This is a genomic window from Aeromonas sp. S13(2024) (genome assembly GCF_041402405.1).
GTDB classification, from domain to species: Bacteria; Pseudomonadota; Gammaproteobacteria; order Enterobacterales; family Aeromonadaceae; genus Aeromonas; species Aeromonas veronii.
The window spans coordinates 255,083-271,604 of the sequence record NZ_JBGLRA010000004.1 but is presented as its reverse complement, the minus strand read 5'-3'; the positions used below and the strand labels follow the sequence as shown (position 1 = coordinate 271,604).

The window sequence follows — 16,522 nt, the reverse complement described above, 5'->3', positions numbered from 1 at the left end:
CCTGTTTGTCTTTATCTATATGATTATTGATAAAAATCAGGACAGATACGCCTCGGTAAAGGCGTCCTGATGACGCTGAAACAACCAATGGCGCAGCCGTTCGATGTTGCTCTCGCTCATTTGAAAGCTCAGTGCCCAGGTGGCATGGTCGGCATTGGCTTTGATGCGCCTTACCAGTCGTCCCTGCAGTGGAAGAGGGGCCTCTTGCTCGATGCAGAGCTCGCCGTTGATGGGGGTATCGGCCACCATGTCGGTTGGCAAATTTTCCACGATGAGGCCATTGAGGGAGAGGCTGAGTACCTGAAACAGGCCCAGTTCGCTGCATAGCTTGGCTTTTTGGGTGAGACGCCAGGCGCGCGGTTGCGCAAATCCCAGCTCCCTGATGACCGGTGCAGATAAGCGGGGTTCGACGAAGCCATCTTCCCCTTGGGTAAAGCTCAGGGGAAAACGCAGCTGATGGCCTGCGAAGCGGGCTTCGAGTACAAGGTGTTCGGCTTTTTGCAGCAAGCCAAGCATGGGGGCATCGAGGTGACCACTCAGAACATGGGTGTCCTGATTGCTCCCCAAGTCCCGCAGCATGGCCAGCTCATCGTCGGTCAGAATAGGATGGTGAGCCATAATGCGTGTCCGGAAGTATTCATCGCAGGTTAAGGGCTTTGCGACTACTTTGGCAAGCGACTCGGGAAGAAGTGGAATAAGGAAAGAGCGATGCTCTTTCCTTTTACTTGCGGGGCAGCTGGATTTTGGGTTCGTTGGCTTGACGATAAATGGTCAGCACATGACCCATGCTTTGCACCTTGATTGAACCGGTTTCACGGACGATAGCATCCATAACCAGTTGTTTCATTTCGCGATCTTCAGAGGCAACCTTAACCTTGATCAGCTCGTGATGGTTCAGTGCCAGATCGATCTCGGCCAGTACACCTTCGGTCAGACCATGCTGACCCAGCAGGACGACAGGCTTGAGGCTATGGGCAAGGCCCTTGAGGTACTGTTTCTGTTTATTGTTGAGAATCATCGCAATTTCTTCATAAGTCAGGGTTGAAAGGGGCGTATTCTACCCCCACTTAGCCCTTAATACTAATAACCCTTGTGGTTTTTTAAAGTCGATTATCATGACCCAGAAAAAACGTTCCCCCAGTTCAACTCGCTGGTTAAAAGAACATTTCGACGATCAATACGTCAAAAAAGCCCAGAAAATGGGCCTGCGTTCTCGTGCTGTTTTCAAGATTGACGAGATCCAGGGCAAGGATCGCTTGCTGAAACATGGCATGACCGTAGTGGATTTGGGTGCAGCCCCCGGTGGTTGGTCCCAGTTCGCGGTTGAACAGGTTGGTGATTCGGGTCGCGTCATCGCATGTGACATTTTGCCGATGGATCCCATTGCTGGTGTCGATTTCCTGCAAGGGGACTTTCGGGAGGAAACTGTACTCGGCGCTTTGCTGGAGCGAGTGGGTCCCGACAAGGTCGATGTCGTGATGTCTGATATGGCGCCCAACATGAGCGGTACCCAGCAGGTGGATCAGGCTCGCGCCATGTATCTGGTCGAGCTGGCACTGGACATGTGCAATCAGGTATTGCGTAGTGACGGCAGTTTCGTAGTGAAGGTGTTTCAGGGAGAGGGCTTTGATGCCTATCTCAATGAAATTCGTAAACTTTTCTCCGCTGTCAAAATTCGTAAACCAGACTCATCCCGCGCCAGATCACGGGAAGTCTACATTGTGGCTACCGGTTTTAAACTGTAGTACCCTAACCTTCATCGTTAACTGTCAGTCTGCGAGGTTACTGATTTGAGTGACATGGCGAAAAACTTAATCCTGTGGCTGGTCATCGCCGTCGTTTTGATGTCGGTGTTCAATAGCTTCAGCCCCAGCGATACCACCAGTCGCCAGCTGGACTATTCCAGCTTCGTTAAAGAGGTGACCCAAGAGCAGATCCGTGAAGTGCGGATGGACGGTAAGGTCATTAATGGCGTCAAGCGTACTGGTGAACGATTCACCACCATCATCCCGGCGCCGGATCCCCAGCTGCTCAACGACATGCTCAATCACAATGTCAAAGTGATGGGCGAGAAGCCGGAAGAGCCGTCTCTGTTGACCTCTATCTTCATCTCCTGGTTCCCGATGCTGCTGCTGATCGGTGTCTGGGTCTTCTTCATGCGTCAGATGCAGGGCGGCGGTGGCAAAGGTGCCATGTCGTTCGGCAAGAGCAAGGCTCGCCTGATGAGCGAAGATCAGATCAAGACTACCTTTGCTGACGTTGCAGGTTGTGATGAAGCCAAGGAAGAGGTGAAGGAGTTGGTCGACTATCTGCGCGACCCGAGCAAATTCCAGAAACTGGGTGGCAAGATCCCGACAGGTGTGCTGCTGGTTGGTCCTCCCGGTACCGGTAAGACCTTGCTGGCCAAGGCCATTGCGGGCGAGGCCAAGGTGCCGTTCTTCACCATCTCTGGTTCCGATTTCGTGGAGATGTTCGTCGGTGTTGGTGCCTCCCGGGTGCGTGACATGTTCGAACAGGCCAAGAAATCTTCCCCCTGCATCATCTTCATCGATGAAATTGATGCGGTCGGTCGCCAGCGTGGCGCCGGTCTGGGTGGTGGTCACGATGAACGTGAGCAGACCCTTAACCAGATGCTGGTCGAGATGGATGGCTTTGAAGGTAATGAAGGCATTATCGTCATCGCTGCCACCAACCGTCCTGACGTACTGGATCCGGCACTGCTGCGTCCGGGCCGTTTCGACCGTCAGGTTGTGGTCGGTCTGCCGGATGTCCGTGGTCGCGAGCAGATCCTGAAAGTGCACATGCGCAAAGTTCCGTTGGCGGATGACGTGAATCCGGCGCTGATTGCCCGTGGTACCCCCGGTTTCTCCGGTGCGGACTTGGCCAACCTGGTCAACGAAGCAGCCCTCTTCTCTGCCCGTGAGAGCCGCCGAGTGGTCTCCATGGCCGAGTTCGAGAAGGCCAAGGACAAGATCATGATGGGTGCGGAACGTCGCTCCATGGTGATGAAAGAGTCCGAAAAAGAGATGACTGCGTATCATGAAGCCGGTCACGCCATCATTGGTCGTCTGGTTCCGGATCATGACCCGGTTTACAAAGTATCCATCATTCCGCGCGGTCGTGCGCTGGGTGTGACCATGTATCTGCCGGAGCAGGATCGCTGGAGCCATTCCAAGCAGCATCTGGAGTCGATGATCTCCAGTCTGTATGGTGGTCGTCTGGCAGAAGAGCTGATCTACGGTGCCGAGAAGGTATCGACCGGCGCGTCCAACGATATCGAGCGGGCGACCGACATTGCACGCAAGATGGTGACCCAGTGGGGTATGTCCGAGCGTCTCGGCCCAATGCTCTACGCGGAAGAAGATGGTGAGGTGTTCCTCGGTCGCAGCATGGCCAAGGCCAAGCACATGTCCGACGACACTGCGCGCATCATCGATGCCGAGGTGAAGCAGGTCATTGATCGCAACTACGACCGCGCCAAGCAGATCCTGCTGGATAACATGGATGTACTGCACAGCATGAAAGATGCGTTGATGAAGTATGAAACCATCGACGCCAAACAGATCGATGATCTGATGGCGCGTCGCGAGGTTCGTGCTCCGAGCAACTGGCATGACGAGCACGGTGATACCCCGCAAGGCGGTTCCACCGTGGCTGCCGAGGCCAAGCCTGCCGATGAGGCTGCACCGGTGGCGGATGTCACTATCGACAAAGCCAACGACGCTCCGGCCAAATAATCGTGACTCTCCAAACCCCGGGCTTGCCCGGGGTTTTTCTTTATCAGATGGACGTGAAAATGCAGTTAACCAGCAAGGGGCTCAGCCTCTCCCTCGATCGTCCCCATGTGATGGGGATCCTCAATGTGACGCCCGACTCCTTCTCCGATGGCGGTAATTTCAACCAGTTTGAACGGGCAATGGCCCATGCGCGCCAGATGGTCTCTGACGGTGCGACCCTCATCGACATCGGTGGCGAGTCAACCCGCCCTGGTGCGCCCGATGTGAACGAGCAGGAGGAGCTGGACAGGGTCATTCCTGTTGTGGAGCAGATGGTTCGTGAGCTGGATGTGATGATCTCCCTCGATACCTCCAAAGCGGCTGTGATGCGGGAGGGTTGCAAGGTGGGTGCCCATCTGATCAACGATGTGCGGGCACTGCAAGAACCTGGATCACTGCAAGCCGCGGCCGAAGCGCGGGTTCCGGTCTGTCTGATGCATATGCAAGGGCAGCCGAGAACCATGCAAGTCCAGCCACACTATGACGACCTGGTCGGAGAGGTACGCGCCTTTTTTGATGAACGCATTGCGGCTTGTCTGGCGGTCGGGATCCGTCGTGAAGAGCTGTTGCTGGATCCGGGATATGGCTTTGGCAAGACCCTTGCACACAACTATCAGCTGTTAGCGGCTCAAAAGGAACTGCTTGATTATGGCTTGCCGCTATTGGTGGGGATGTCGCGAAAGTCTATGATAGGCAACCTGCTGGGCCGTCCGGTGGATGAGCGTCTGGCGGGCAGTCTGGCATGCGCCCTTATCGGCATGCAGCATGGGGCCCGCATCATCAGGGTACACGATGTACGGGAGACCATGGACGCATTGCGCGTCGGTTGGCTGGCAATGACGGGACAAGATTTTATTTCCAGATAATAAAGAGAACAGACAATGGCAAGAAAGTATTTCGGTACCGATGGTGTGCGCGGCAAGGTTGGCGAATACCCGATCACTCCTGATTTTGTAATGAAATTGGGTTGGGCTGCCGGCAAGGTGCTCTCCAAGAAGGGCACCAAAAAGGTGCTGATTGGCAAAGATACCCGCATTTCCGGTTACATGCTGGAATCCGCGCTGGAAGCGGGGCTCTCTGCGGCAGGCCTTAAAGCCATTCTGATGGGGCCCATGCCCACGCCGGCGGTTGCCTACCTGACTCGCACTTTCCGTGCCGAAGCTGGTATCGTCATCAGCGCTTCCCACAATCCCTTCTACGACAACGGCATCAAGTTCTTCTCCGCCGACGGCACCAAGCTGCCCGATGATGTCGAGCTGGCTATCGAAGCCGAGCTGGATCACGAGCTCAAGTGTGTCGAGTCGGCCGAACTTGGCAAAGCGGTGCGCATTGATGATGCTGCCGGTCGCTATATCGAATTTTGCAAGAGCACCTTCCCCTCCCACATGAATCTGGATGGGGTGAAAATGGTGGTCGACTGTGGCCACGGCGCCACTTACCACATTGCGCCGTCGGTTTTCCGCGAGCTGGGCGCTGAAGTGATCACCATGGGCTGTGCCCCGGATGGTCTCAATATCAACGATGGTGTCGGTTCGACTGCGCCTGACGCTCTGGTTGCCAAGGTACTGGAGTGCAAGGCCGATCTGGGGGTTGCCTTTGATGGTGATGGTGACCGTCTGATCATGGTCGACCATACCGGCTATCTCATCGACGGTGATGAAGTGCTCTATATCATCGCGCGCGATGCCCTGCGCAATGGTCGCCTCAAAGGCGGTGTCGTCGGCACCCTGATGGCCAACATGGGTCTGGAGCTGGCGCTGCAAACCCTGGGTATTCCGTTTGCCCGTGCCAAGGTGGGTGACCGCTATGTGCTGGAGATGATGGAAGAGAAGGGCTGGCGCATCGGTGGCGAGAACTCCGGCCACATCATCTGTCTGGATCAAACCACTACGGGTGATGGCATCGTAGCCGCCTTGCAGGTGCTTACCGCTATGCGCAGTGCCGAGATGCCGCTGGCCAAGCTGCGCTCCGGCATGAGCAAGTTCCCGCAGGTGCTGGTGAATGTTCGTTTTGCCGAAGGCAAGGATCCGCTGGCCGCTGATGCTGTCATGGCTGAGGTTGCCAAGGTGGAACAGGAGCTGGCTGGTCGTGGTCGCGTACTGTTGCGTAAATCAGGTACCGAACCGCTGATCCGGGTCATGGTCGAAGGGGAGCATGAACAGCAGGTGCGTGACATGGCTCAGCGCATCGCCAAGCAGGTTGAGTCGGCGTTTTAATGAACAACCAGGGCGGCTTTTTAGCCGTCCTGGTTGTATCTTGTTCAAACGATTCAAAAATTTAAAAATAGCACTTGTCAGCTGAGCATCCACTGGATATTATCAGCCCCGCTTTCGCAAGGGAGTTGCCGATGGGACATCGCAAGCCGTTTGTAGCAGCCAACTGGAAGCTGCACGGTAGTAGGTCGCAGTTAGAGCAGTTTACGAGTCAGTGTCTAAACAGCGTTGACGGAAAAGTAGATGTGGTTCTCTGTCCTTCCCATGTGCATCTCGACTTTAGCGCTTCACTGCTCAATGAGCAGAAAGTAATAAAGTTAGGGGCTCAGAATGTGAGTCAGCATGCTACTGGCGCTTACACTGGAGAAATCTCGTGTCAGATGCTGGTCGAGGCAGGGTGTCGTTACGTATTGGTAGGGCACTCCGAGCGCAGGCGTCTCTTTGGTGAGACCAGTTTTATCGTCGCAGAGAAGTTTGCGGCAGCCAGAGCGGCAGGCTTGATTCCCATCCTCTGTTTAGGTGAATCAGGTGCGGCTAGGCAGGCGAGAAGAGCCTTCGAGGTAATCTCTGAAGAGCTGGATATCGTCATAGAGAAAAATGGCGCGATGGCTTTCGATAATGCTATCATCGCCTACGAGCCGATTTGGGCTGTAGGTACAGGTAAATGCGCCACACCCGAGCAGGCACAAGAGGTTCATTCCTTTATACGTGGTCGCTTGGCGGAGGATACTCCGGTAATAGGTGAGAAAGTTAGAATCATCTATGGTGGGAGCGTAACGCCGAGCAACGCGAGAGATTTGTTTGCACAGCCCGACATTGATGGCGGACTGATTGGCGGAGCAAGCCTCGATAGCGATACGTTTTTAGGAATTGTTGAAGCGGCAAAGGGTGCAAGTTAAATGTACGAGATTCTTTTAGTCGTTTATCTGCTGGTTTCACTGGCTCTGATTGGTCTGGTGATGATTCAGCAAGGTAAAGGGGCTGATATGGGCGCCTCCTTCGGCGCAGGGGCATCGAACACAGTATTCGGCTCCGGTGGTTCAGGCAGTTTCCTGACCCGAACAACAGCAATTTTGGCTACTCTGTTTTTTGTTATCAGCTTGGTGCTCGGATCTATGTCCAGCAACAAGGTCAAGCAGGGTAGTGAATGGGAAAATCTGCAACAAACCCAACAGGTTGAGCAGACCAAAGCGCCAGTGAAGAAAGATACTGACGTTCCCGAGTAAGAGTTTTGCCGTGGTGGTGGAATTGGTAGACACGCTATCTTGAGGGGGTAGTGCTCTAGGGTGTGCGGGTTCGAGTCCCGCCCACGGCACCAATTAAGCAGTGAGCTCGGGAAGCCGAGTGTATTATAGCCAGTCAGTCTTGTATCGAGAGAGTGAAGTGGCTATAATCTCGCACGATTTCGGACGCGGGGTGGAGCAGCATGGTAGCTCGTCGGGCTCATAACCCGAAGGTCGTCGGTTCAAATCCGGCCCCCGCAACCAAATTTCACGCATTTCCTACGCTCAGGAAGGCGGTCGCTGCGAGGCGACAATCAGGGTAAAGCGCCAAGCCCCGATTTGACATCGGGGCTTTTTGTTATGTGCAATTTACTCTGAATCGATATCTATCTGGGCTTTATGCCCTTTTTTTGTTTTTCGGAGGGTGACTTTGGCTACGTTGGAACAACGTTTGACCGATCTGCTCGAGGCTCCGGTCGTTGCCTTGGGTTTTGAACTTTGGGGTATTGAGTTTATCCGTGCGGGTAAACACTCCACCTTGCGTGTCTATATCGACGGCGAGCAGGGTGTGACTGTCGAGAACTGTGCTGAGGTCAGCCATCAGGTTGGCGCCATCATGGACGTCGAAGATCCCATCACCGAGGAGTACTACCTCGAGGTGTCCTCCCCAGGCCTGGATCGTCCCCTGTTCAAGGTTGCCCATTTCGAAAAATACGTTGGCCAAGAGGCGGCGGTAACGCTTCGGATGGCAACAAACAACCGCCGCAAGTTCAAAGGCGTAATCAAAGCTGTGCAAGGCGACATGATCACCCTGACAGTAGATGGTAAGGACGACGTGTTGGCTTTCACCAATATCCAAAAAGCGAACATAGTGCCGAACTTTGGTTAACGAGGCTATCGGATATGAATAAAGAGATTTTGCTGGTCGTTGACGCAGTATCCAACGAGAAAGCGGTACCCCGCGAGAAGATCTTCCAGGCTCTGGAAACCGCGCTGGCGACTGCGACCAAGAAGAAATATGAAGGCGAGATTGAAGTTCGGGTCGAAATCGATCGCAAGACCGGTGACTACGACACTTATCGCCGCTGGGTAGTCATTGCGGATCAAGCCGCGATGGAGAACCCCTACGCGGAAATCACCCTGGAAGCGGCGCAGATCGATCAGCCGGAAATCCAGATCGGTGAGTATGTTGAAGACCAGATTGACTCTGTGACCTTCGACCGTATCACTACCCAGACCGCCAAGCAGGTTATCGTGCAGAAAGTGCGCGAAGCCGAGCGTTCACAAGTAGTTGATCAGTTTAAAGATAAAGAAGGCACCATCATCAGTGGTGTGGTCAAGAAGAGCAACCGCGACAACGTCATCCTGGATCTGGGCAGCAATGCTGAAGCCGTGATCTTCCGTGATGACATGCTGCCGCGTGAAACCTTCCGCCCGGGCGACCGTGTTCGTGGCCTGCTCTACGCAGTACGCCCGGAAGCCCGTGGTTCCCAGCTGTTTGTCAGCCGTTCCAGCCCGGACTTCCTGAAAGAGCTGTTCCGTATCGAAGTACCGGAGATCGGTGAAGAGATGATCGAAATCATGGGCGCTGCCCGTGATCCGGGTTCCCGCGCCAAGATCGCGGTGAAGACCAACGATCGTCGTATCGACCCGATCGGTGCCTGTATCGGTATGCGTGGCGCCCGTGTGCAAGCTGTCTCCGCCGAGCTGAGCGGTGAGCGCGCCGACATCGTGCTGTACGATGACAACCCGGCCCAGTACGTGATCAATGCCATGGCACCTGCCGATGTGGCCTCCATCATCGTTGATGAAGACAACCACACCATGGATATCGCCGTGGAAGCTGCCAACCTGGCTCAGGCCATCGGTCGCAATGGTCAGAACGTGCGTCTGGCCTCCCAGCTGACCGGTTGGGAGCTGAACGTGATGACCGTTGAGGACATGCGTGCCAAGCACCAGGCCGAAAACGACCGCATCATGAACCTGTTCACCAGCACTCTGGATATCGACGACGATTTCGCCGGTCTGCTGATGGAAGAGGGCTTCTCTACCCTGGAAGAGATCGCCTTTGTACCGGTCAACGAGCTGCTGGCTATCGACGGTCTGGATGAAGACATGGTCGAAGAGCTGCGCAAGCGCGCCAAAGATGCCCTGACTACCAAGGCACTGGCCAAAGAAGAGTCTTTCGATGGCGTTGAGCCGTCCGAAGAGCTGCTCAATCTGAACGGTCTGAGCCGCGAACTGGCTTACGCTCTGGCGGGCCGTGGCGTGGGCACCCTGGAAGATTTGGCTGAGCAAGGTATCGATGACCTTGCTGATATTGAAGGGCTGACTGCCGAGAAGGCAGGTGAGCTCATTATGGCTGCTCGCAATATCTGTTGGTTCGGAGAAGAGCAGTCCGAGTAAGATCAAACGGAGGAAAATGAATGGCAGAAGTATCAGTCAAACAACTTGCCACTGACATCGACACACCGGTTGATCGTCTTCTCCAGCAGTTTGTCGATGCCGGTATCAGCAAGAGCAAGGCCGACGACATGGTCAGCGAGTCTGAGAAACAGGCTCTGCTGGCACACCTGAAGAAACAGCATGGAGGTGACGAGGTCGCCGCTCCTGCCCGCATGACCTTGCAGCGCAAGACCAAGAGCACCATCAGTGTTCAGGGTACTGGCGGCAAGAACAAGGAAGTGCAGGTAGAAGTGCGCAAGTCTCGCACCTATGTAAGACGCTCGGCGCTGGAAGATGAACAGCGTCAGGCGGAAGCCGAGGAAACAGCGCGTTTGGAAGCAGAAGAAAAAGCTCGTCGCGAGGCCGAAGAGAAGGCTCGCCTCGAAGCTGAAGAGAAGGCTCGCCGTGAGGCTGAGCAAGCTCGTCGTGAAGCTGAGGAAAAGGCGCGGATCGAGGCACAATCAAAGGCTCGACAGGCTTCACAGCCCGCCAAAGCAGCCAGTAGCACAGCTCAGCAAGAGGCAGAAAAGATGGCCAAGCGCGAAGCAGAAGAACTGAAGCGCCAACAGGAACAAACAGCTTTGAAAAAAGCTGAAGAACTCGCCGCGAAGAAAGCCGAAGAGGCTCGTCTCATGGCGGAACAGAACGCAGCCCGCTGGGCTGAAGAAGAGGCCGCTCGCGCCAAAGAGAGCAGCGACTACCATCTGACCACCAACAAGCATGCGCAAGCCGCAGAAGACGAGTTGGATCGGAAAGAAGAGACCAGCCGCCGCACTGCCGCAGCTGCCAAGGCACCGAAGAAAGCCGGTCGTCGTGAAGATGATCGCGACTCTCGTAACCCGCGTGCCCGTAAAGGCAAGCGCGGCAAGGTTGCCATGCCGAACGCCATGAAGCACGGTTTCAACAAGCCGGCTGCCGTGGTGAACCGCGATGTCGTCATCGGCGAGACGATCACCGTGGCCGAGCTGGCCAACAAGATGGCCGTCAAGGGCGTTGAAGTCATCAAGGTGATGATGAAGATGGGTGCCATGGCCACCATCAACCAGGTGATCGACCAGGAGACCGCTCAGCTGGTCGCCGAGGAGATGGGTCACAAGGTTGTGCTGCGTCGTGAGAACGAGCTGGAAGAGGCGGTACTGTCCGATCGTGACGAGACCTCCGAAGCCAAGCCGCGCGCACCGGTCGTGACCATCATGGGTCACGTTGACCATGGTAAGACCTCGCTGCTCGACTACATTCGTAAAGCCAAGGTTGCTGCTGGCGAAGCCGGTGGTATTACCCAGCATATCGGTGCTTACCACGTCCAGACTGACAGTGGCATGATCACCTTCCTGGATACTCCGGGTCACGCGGCGTTTACCTCCATGCGTGCTCGTGGTGCCAAGGCGACCGATATCGTTGTTCTGGTTGTTGCAGCTGACGACGGCGTGATGCCGCAAACCATCGAAGCTATCCAGCACGCCAAGGCTGCCGGTGTACCGCTGGTTGTTGCGGTCAACAAGATCGACAAGCCTGAAGCGGATCCGGATCGCGTCAAGACCGAACTGGCCCGTTACAACGTCATGTCCGAAGATTGGGGTGGAGACTGCCAGTTCGTGCACGTGTCCGCCAAGTCTGGCGAAGGCATCGACGACCTGCTGGAAGCCATCCTGATCCAGGCTGAAGTACTGGAGCTGAAAGCGGTGGTTGACGGCATGGCCAACGGCGTCGTGATCGAATCCTTCCTGGATAAAGGTCGTGGTCCGGTTGCTACCGTACTGGTACAAGAAGGTACTCTGCGTCAGGGCGACATCGTTCTGTGTGGTCTCGAGTACGGCCGTGTTCGCGCCATGCGTGACGAACTGGGTCGCGAGATCAAGGAAGCGGGTCCGTCCCTGCCGGTGGAAATTCTGGGTCTGTCCGGCGTTCCCTCTGCCGGTGACGAAGCCACCGTTGTCCGTGACGAGAAGAAAGCCCGTGAAGTGGCGCTCTATCGTCAGGGCAAGTTCCGCGAAGTCAAGCTGGCTCGCCAGCAGAAGGCCAAGCTGGAAAACATGTTCGCCAACATGACCGAGGGCGAAGTGTCCGAAGTGAACGTGGTGATCAAGGCCGACGTACAAGGTTCTGTGGAAGCGATCTGCGATGCGCTGGTTAAACTCTCCACCGACGAAGTGAAGGTGAAGATCGTGGGTTCCGGCGTAGGTGGTATCACCGAAACCGACGCGACCCTGGCTGCTGCTTCCAGCGCCATCCTGGTTGGTTTCAACGTCCGTGCCGACGCATCTGCGCGCAAGGTCATCGAATCCGAGAGCCTGGATCTGCGTTACTACTCCGTCATCTATGACCTGATCGACGAAGTGAAGCAGGCCATGAGCGGCAAGCTGGCCCCTGAGTATCGTCAGGAAATCATCGGTCTGGCTGAAGTGCGTAGCGTCTTCAAGTCTCCGAAGTTCGGCGCCGTTGCCGGCTGTATGGTTACCGAAGGTGTGGTCAAGCGTTCCAACCGTATCCGCGTTCTGCGTGACAACGTGGTTATCTATGAAGGCGAGCTGGAATCCCTGCGCCGCTTCAAGGATGACGTCAACGAAGTTCGCAACGGCTACGAGTGTGGTATCGCGGTCAAGAACTACAACGACGTGCGCGAAGGCGACCAGATCGAAGTTTACGAGACTGTTGAAATCCAACGGACTCTGTAAGCCGAGAGTTAGACAAAATAGGGGGCCGCGGCCCCCTTTTATCGCAGGATAGAATATGGCCAGAGAATTCAGCCGGACCCGTCGGGTCGGACAGCAGATCCAGCGTGAAATTGCGCTGATCCTGCAGCGCGAGGTGAAAGACCCGCGCATCGGCATGGTGACCGTTTCCGATGTGGAAGTGTCCCGTGACCTCAACTATGCCAAGATTTACGTCACCTTCTTGCAGCTGGAAAATGATGCCGAGCGCATCAAGGAAGGCTTGCAGGGTCTGACCGAAGCAGCCGGATATATCCGTAGTCTGCTGGGCAGTGCCATGCGTCTGCGCGTGGTGCCCGAGCTGCGTTTCTACTACGACCAGACTCTGGTCGAGGGGATGCGTCTCTCCAACCTGGTGACCAACACTGTGCGTGAAGACAAGCGTCGCATGGCCGAATCCGGCCGTGACGAAGAAGCTGAATCCGCACCGGATGACACGACTGAGGATAAAGCCTGAGATGACCCGAAGACGTCGTTTCAAGGGCCGTGATGTGCACGGCATTCTGCTGCTGGACAAGCCGACCGGCCTGACCTCCAACGATGTGTTGCAGAAGGTCAAGCGCATCTACAATGCCGCCAAGGCCGGTCACACCGGCGCACTGGATCCGCTGGCGACCGGCATGCTGCCGATCTGCCTCGGCGAGGCCACCAAGTTCTCCCAGTATCTGCTGGAAGCGGACAAACGCTATGAGGTGACCGCCAAACTGGGCGAGCGCACCAACACCAGCGACTCCGACGGTGAGGTGGTCTCCACCCGTCCGGTGAACGTGGCTGTCGGTACCCTGATCGAGGCGCTGGACCAGTTCCGTGGCCCCATCATGCAGGTGCCCTCCATGTACTCCGCGCTCAAGCACAACGGCCGTCCGCTCTACGAATATGCCCGCGAAGGCATCGAGATCGAGCGAGAAGCCCGTCCCATCACCGTATTCGAGCTCAAACTGCTGAGCTTTGAAGGTGATGAAGTGCGCCTTGAAGTGCACTGCAGCAAAGGCACCTACATCCGCTCTCTGGTGGATGATCTGGGTGAAGTGCTGGGCTGTGGTGCCCACGTGACTCAGTTGCGCCGTACCCAGGTGGCCAGCTATCCGTACGAGCGGATGCTGACTCTGGAGCAACTCGAGTGCATCTTCGAGCAGGCCAAGGCCGAGAGCATCCCGCCGCGCGAGCAGCTGGATCCTTTGTTGCTGCCGATGGACACCGCCGTGGCAAGCTTGCCCGAGGTGAACATGCTGGCGGTTGTGGCTGCCTATGTGAATCAGGGCCAGGCCGTGCAGGTAGCGGGTGCGCCGCAAAGCGGTCAGGTTCGCATGACTGTCGGTCCGGAGCGCGAGTTCATCGGGGTTGGCGAGATTGATGATGATGGCCGCGTCGCTCCCAAGCGACTGGTGCGTTATCACGACGAGGAGTGATCCTCAGGCGGTATCAGCGCGTCTTTCCCGTTTCGCCTCTTTATCGTTGCGAAAAGGGGCGGGGACGATTATGATACCGCCCTCATTTCACGGCTGAATTAGAGATTGGCTGTGAACCTTTAAACACTCTACTGGAGTATTACCATGTCTCTAAATGCTGAGATCAAAGCTCAAATCGTTGCTGACAACGCTCGTTGCGCCAACGACACCGGTTCCCCCGAAGTGCAAGTTGCCCTGCTGACTGCCCAGATCAACCATCTGCAAGGTCACTTCAAAGAGCACTCCAAGGACCACCACGGTCGTCGCGGTCTGCTGCGCATGGTTTCCCAGCGTCGTAAGCTGCTGGACTACCTGAAGCGTAAAGATTCCGAGCGTTATGCTGCTCTGATCGCCAAGCTGGGTCTGCGTCGTTAATCGACCATCAGATTTCGCGAAAAAGGGGAACCGTCAGGTTCCCCTTTTTTATTGCTCTTCAAGCCGTTGCCTGCCTCACAGAATTTGCGTCGCCGCTTACCTTTTGCATCGAATCAAGTATACTTGTGCGCGAATTTAAAGAGCCAAATTGTAAAAAGGAAATTCACGTGAATCCTATTGTAAAGTCATTCCAGTACGGTCAACACACCGTCACTCTGGAAACCGGTGTGATGGCCCGTCAAGCCACTGCGGCCGTTATGGTCAGCATGGACGATACCTGCGTATTTGTGACCGTAGTCGGCAAGAAAGAGGCCGATCATGGCCGTGATTTCTTCCCGCTGACCGTCAACTACCAGGAGCGTACCTATGCTGCTGGTCGTATCCCGGGTGGTTTCTTCCGTCGTGAAGGCCGTCCGAGCGAAGGCGAGACCCTCATCTCCCGTCTGATCGACCGTCCTATTCGTCCGCTGTTCCCGGAAGGCTTCCTCAATGAGGTTCAGGTCGTTGCGACCGTAATGTCCGTGAATCCGGCTGTATCCCCCGACATCGTTGCCATGATCGGTGCCTCTGCTGCACTGGCCATCTCCGGTATCCCGTTTGGTGGCCCGATCGGTGCTGCTCGCGTGGGTTACATGAACGGTCAGTATGTGCTGAACCCGACCACCACCGAACTGCCGCAGAGCGATCTGGATCTGGTGGTTGCCGGTACTGCCAACGCGGTACTGATGGTTGAGTCCGAAGCGGCCATCCTCTCCGAAGAGGTAATGCTGGGTGCCGTGGTGTACGGTCACGAGCAGATGCAGACCGTGATCAATGCAATCAACGAGTTTGCCGCTGCCGTCGGCACCAAGCCGTGGGACTGGACTCCGCCTGCCGTCAACGAAGCGCTGAAAGCCAAGGTTGCCGAGCTGGCGAGCGCCGAACTGGGTGAAGCCTATCGCATCACCGAGAAGGCAGTTCGTTACGAAACCATCGCGGCCATCAAGGGCCGTGTGGTTGAGCAAGTTATCGCTTCCGGCGTGGAAGAAGATGCCAAGAAGATCGGCGAAGAGTTCCACAGCCTAGAAAGCCGCATCGTTCGTGGTCGCGTAGTACGTGGTGAGCCGCGTATCGATGGTCGCGATCCGGAAATGATCCGCGCCCTGAGCGTAGGTACCGGTATTCTGCCCCGTGCCCACGGTTCTGCCCTGTTCACCCGTGGTGAAACTCAGGCCATCGTGGTCGCCACTCTGGGGACCGAGCGCGACGCCCAGAACATCGACGAGCTGACCGGTAACCGTGCCGATCGCTTCATGCTGCACTACAACTTCCCGCCATACTGCGTCGGTGAGACCGGCATGATGGGTAGCCCGAAGCGTCGTGAAATCGGTCACGGCCGTCTGGCCAAGCGCGGCGTTGCTGCCGTGATGCCGAGCGCCGCCGAGTTCCCGTACGTGGTGCGCGTGGTCTCTGAAATTACCGAATCCAACGGTTCCTCATCCATGGCGTCTGTCTGTGGTTCCTCTCTGGCGCTGATGGATGCCGGTGTGCCGATCAAGGCCTCCGTTGCCGGTATCGCCATGGGTCTGGTGAAGGAAGAAGAAGGTTTCGTCGTGCTGTCCGACATCTTGGGTGACGAAGATCACCTGGGCGACATGGACTTCAAAGTTGCCGGTACCACCGAAGGTGTGACCGCGCTGCAGATGGACATCAAGATCGAAGGCATCACCAAAGAGATCATGGAGATTGCTCTGAAGCAAGCTCGTGGCGCTCGTCTGCACATCCTGAAAGTGATGGACGAAGCTATCCAGGCTCCGCGTGCCCAGATCTCCGATTTTGCACCGCGTATCCACACCATCAAGATCAATCCCGAGAAGATCAAGGATGTGATTGGTAAGGGTGGTTCCGTGATCCGTGCGCTGACCGAAGAGACCGGCACCAACATCGAGCTGGATGATGACGGTACTGTACGTATCTCCGCCGTGGCTAACGAAGCAGCCATGGAAGCGATCCGTCGCATCGAGGCTATCACCGCCGAGATCGAAGTGAACCGCATCTATGAAGGTAAAGTTGTTCGTCTGGCCGATTTCGGTGCATTCGTCAACATTCTGCCGGGCAAAGATGGTCTGGTACACATCTCCCAGATCACCGACGCTCGCGTGCAGAACGTGGCTGACCACCTGACCATCGGTGACGTGGTCAAGGTGAAGGTACTGGAAGTGGACCGTCAGGGCCGCGTACGTCTCTCCATCAAGGAAGCGAACGCTCCGACCGAAGCAACTGCACCTGCTGCTGACGCCGCTCCGGCCGCTGAAGAAGCGCCTGCTGCAGAGTAATCTGCTCGCCTGATAC

Annotated in this window: 15 protein-coding genes and 2 tRNA genes; 15 read left to right on the top strand and 2 right to left on the bottom strand. The window is 56.1% G+C overall.

Annotated elements, in window-relative coordinates; genetic code table 11:
* Positions 1 to 36 precede the first annotated feature (36 nt).
* On the bottom strand, positions 37 to 618 hold the full coding sequence (locus tag ACB042_RS08835; RefSeq protein WP_043822834.1) for a hypothetical protein: 582 nt from the start codon (positions 616 to 618) through the stop codon (positions 37 to 39).
* A 103-nt stretch (positions 619 to 721) separates the two neighbouring features.
* Entirely contained in the window at positions 722 to 1,018 is a 297-nt protein-coding gene (yhbY, locus tag ACB042_RS08830) for a ribosome assembly RNA-binding protein YhbY (protein WP_005338829.1), read from the bottom strand.
* A 97-nt stretch (positions 1,019 to 1,115) separates the two neighbouring features.
* Here yhbY and rlmE point away from each other — a divergent pair, with 97 nt between their 5' ends.
* The 15 genes from rlmE (at position 1,116) to pnp (ending at position 16,506) form a co-directional block, all read left to right on the top strand.
* Entirely contained in the window at positions 1,116 to 1,745 is a 630-nt protein-coding gene (gene rlmE, locus ACB042_RS08825) for a 23S rRNA (uridine(2552)-2'-O)-methyltransferase RlmE (RefSeq protein ID WP_005338828.1), read from the top strand.
* Between the two features lie 45 nt (positions 1,746 to 1,790).
* The gene (gene ftsH / locus ACB042_RS08820) at positions 1,791 to 3,737 is read left to right on the top strand and encodes an ATP-dependent zinc metalloprotease FtsH (RefSeq protein WP_335838151.1); all 1,947 of its coding nucleotides are present in this window, start codon (positions 1,791 to 1,793) and stop codon (positions 3,735 to 3,737) included.
* 59 nt (positions 3,738 to 3,796) lie between these two features.
* The gene (gene folP / locus ACB042_RS08815) at positions 3,797 to 4,642 is read left to right on the top strand and encodes a dihydropteroate synthase (protein ID WP_216951948.1); all 846 of its coding nucleotides are present in this window, start codon (positions 3,797 to 3,799) and stop codon (positions 4,640 to 4,642) included.
* A gap of 15 nt (positions 4,643 to 4,657) precedes the next feature.
* A complete protein-coding gene (gene glmM, locus ACB042_RS08810; RefSeq protein ID WP_005338823.1) occupies positions 4,658 to 5,992 on the top strand; it encodes a phosphoglucosamine mutase in 1,335 nt (444 codons plus the stop codon).
* Positions 5,993 to 6,123: 131 nt separating this feature from the next.
* A complete protein-coding gene (gene tpiA, locus ACB042_RS08805) occupies positions 6,124 to 6,888 on the top strand; it encodes a triose-phosphate isomerase (protein WP_371178248.1) in 765 nt (254 codons plus the stop codon).
* Positions 6,889 to 7,215: a preprotein translocase subunit SecG gene (secG, locus tag ACB042_RS08800; RefSeq protein ID WP_005338811.1), complete on the top strand. Its 327-nt coding sequence runs from the start codon at positions 6,889 to 6,891 to the stop codon at positions 7,213 to 7,215.
* A gap of 7 nt (positions 7,216 to 7,222) precedes the next feature.
* Positions 7,223 to 7,307, top strand: a tRNA-Leu gene (locus tag ACB042_RS08795).
* 92 nt (positions 7,308 to 7,399) lie between these two features.
* Positions 7,400 to 7,476: transfer RNA gene (locus ACB042_RS08790), tRNA-Met, on the top strand.
* Positions 7,477 to 7,642: 166 nt separating this feature from the next.
* Positions 7,643 to 8,101 (top strand): ribosome maturation factor RimP, encoded by a 459-nt coding sequence (gene rimP / locus ACB042_RS08785; protein ID WP_005338809.1) that lies wholly within the window; start codon positions 7,643 to 7,645, stop codon positions 8,099 to 8,101.
* 14 nt (positions 8,102 to 8,115) lie between these two features.
* Positions 8,116 to 9,618: a transcription termination factor NusA gene (gene nusA / locus ACB042_RS08780; protein WP_005338808.1), complete on the top strand. Its 1,503-nt coding sequence runs from the start codon at positions 8,116 to 8,118 to the stop codon at positions 9,616 to 9,618.
* Positions 9,619 to 9,638: 20 nt separating this feature from the next.
* Entirely contained in the window at positions 9,639 to 12,332 is a 2,694-nt protein-coding gene (gene infB, locus ACB042_RS08775; RefSeq protein WP_005338806.1) for a translation initiation factor IF-2, read from the top strand.
* Between the two features lie 55 nt (positions 12,333 to 12,387).
* Positions 12,388 to 12,825: a 30S ribosome-binding factor RbfA gene (gene rbfA, locus ACB042_RS08770; protein ID WP_005338799.1), complete on the top strand. Its 438-nt coding sequence runs from the start codon at positions 12,388 to 12,390 to the stop codon at positions 12,823 to 12,825.
* 1 nt (position 12,826) lies between these two features.
* Positions 12,827 to 13,777: a tRNA pseudouridine(55) synthase TruB gene (gene truB / locus ACB042_RS08765; RefSeq protein ID WP_005338798.1), complete on the top strand. Its 951-nt coding sequence runs from the start codon at positions 12,827 to 12,829 to the stop codon at positions 13,775 to 13,777.
* Between the two features lie 144 nt (positions 13,778 to 13,921).
* Positions 13,922 to 14,191, top strand: a complete 270-nt coding sequence (gene rpsO, locus ACB042_RS08760) for a 30S ribosomal protein S15 (RefSeq protein WP_005338797.1) — start codon at positions 13,922 to 13,924, stop codon at positions 14,189 to 14,191.
* Positions 14,192 to 14,358: 167 nt separating this feature from the next.
* Positions 14,359 to 16,506 (top strand): polyribonucleotide nucleotidyltransferase, encoded by a 2,148-nt coding sequence (pnp, locus tag ACB042_RS08755; protein WP_042080647.1) that lies wholly within the window; start codon positions 14,359 to 14,361, stop codon positions 16,504 to 16,506.
* Positions 16,507 to 16,522 lie beyond the last annotated feature (16 nt).

Bases quoted from the DNA above. Each gene is read 5' to 3' on its own strand.
- rpsO (WP_005338797.1), top strand. From the start codon at position 13,922: ATGTCTCTAAATGCTGAGATCAAAGCTCAAATCGTTGCTGACAACGCT.
- yhbY (WP_005338829.1), bottom strand. From the start codon at position 1,018: ATGATTCTCAACAATAAACAGAAACAGTACCTCAAGGGCCTTGCCCAT.
- rbfA (WP_005338799.1), top strand. From the start codon at position 12,388: ATGGCCAGAGAATTCAGCCGGACCCGTCGGGTCGGACAGCAGATCCAG.
- rlmE (WP_005338828.1), top strand. From the start codon at position 1,116: ATGACCCAGAAAAAACGTTCCCCCAGTTCAACTCGCTGGTTAAAAGAA.
- ACB042_RS08835 (WP_043822834.1), bottom strand. From the start codon at position 618: ATGGCTCACCATCCTATTCTGACCGACGATGAGCTGGCCATGCTGCGG.
- infB (WP_005338806.1), top strand. From the start codon at position 9,639: ATGGCAGAAGTATCAGTCAAACAACTTGCCACTGACATCGACACACCG.
- glmM (WP_005338823.1), top strand. From the start codon at position 4,658: ATGGCAAGAAAGTATTTCGGTACCGATGGTGTGCGCGGCAAGGTTGGC.
- tpiA (WP_371178248.1), top strand. From the start codon at position 6,124: ATGGGACATCGCAAGCCGTTTGTAGCAGCCAACTGGAAGCTGCACGGT.
- secG (WP_005338811.1), top strand. From the start codon at position 6,889: ATGTACGAGATTCTTTTAGTCGTTTATCTGCTGGTTTCACTGGCTCTG.
- truB (WP_005338798.1), top strand. From the start codon at position 12,827: ATGACCCGAAGACGTCGTTTCAAGGGCCGTGATGTGCACGGCATTCTG.
- folP (WP_216951948.1), top strand. From the start codon at position 3,797: ATGCAGTTAACCAGCAAGGGGCTCAGCCTCTCCCTCGATCGTCCCCAT.
- nusA (WP_005338808.1), top strand. From the start codon at position 8,116: ATGAATAAAGAGATTTTGCTGGTCGTTGACGCAGTATCCAACGAGAAA.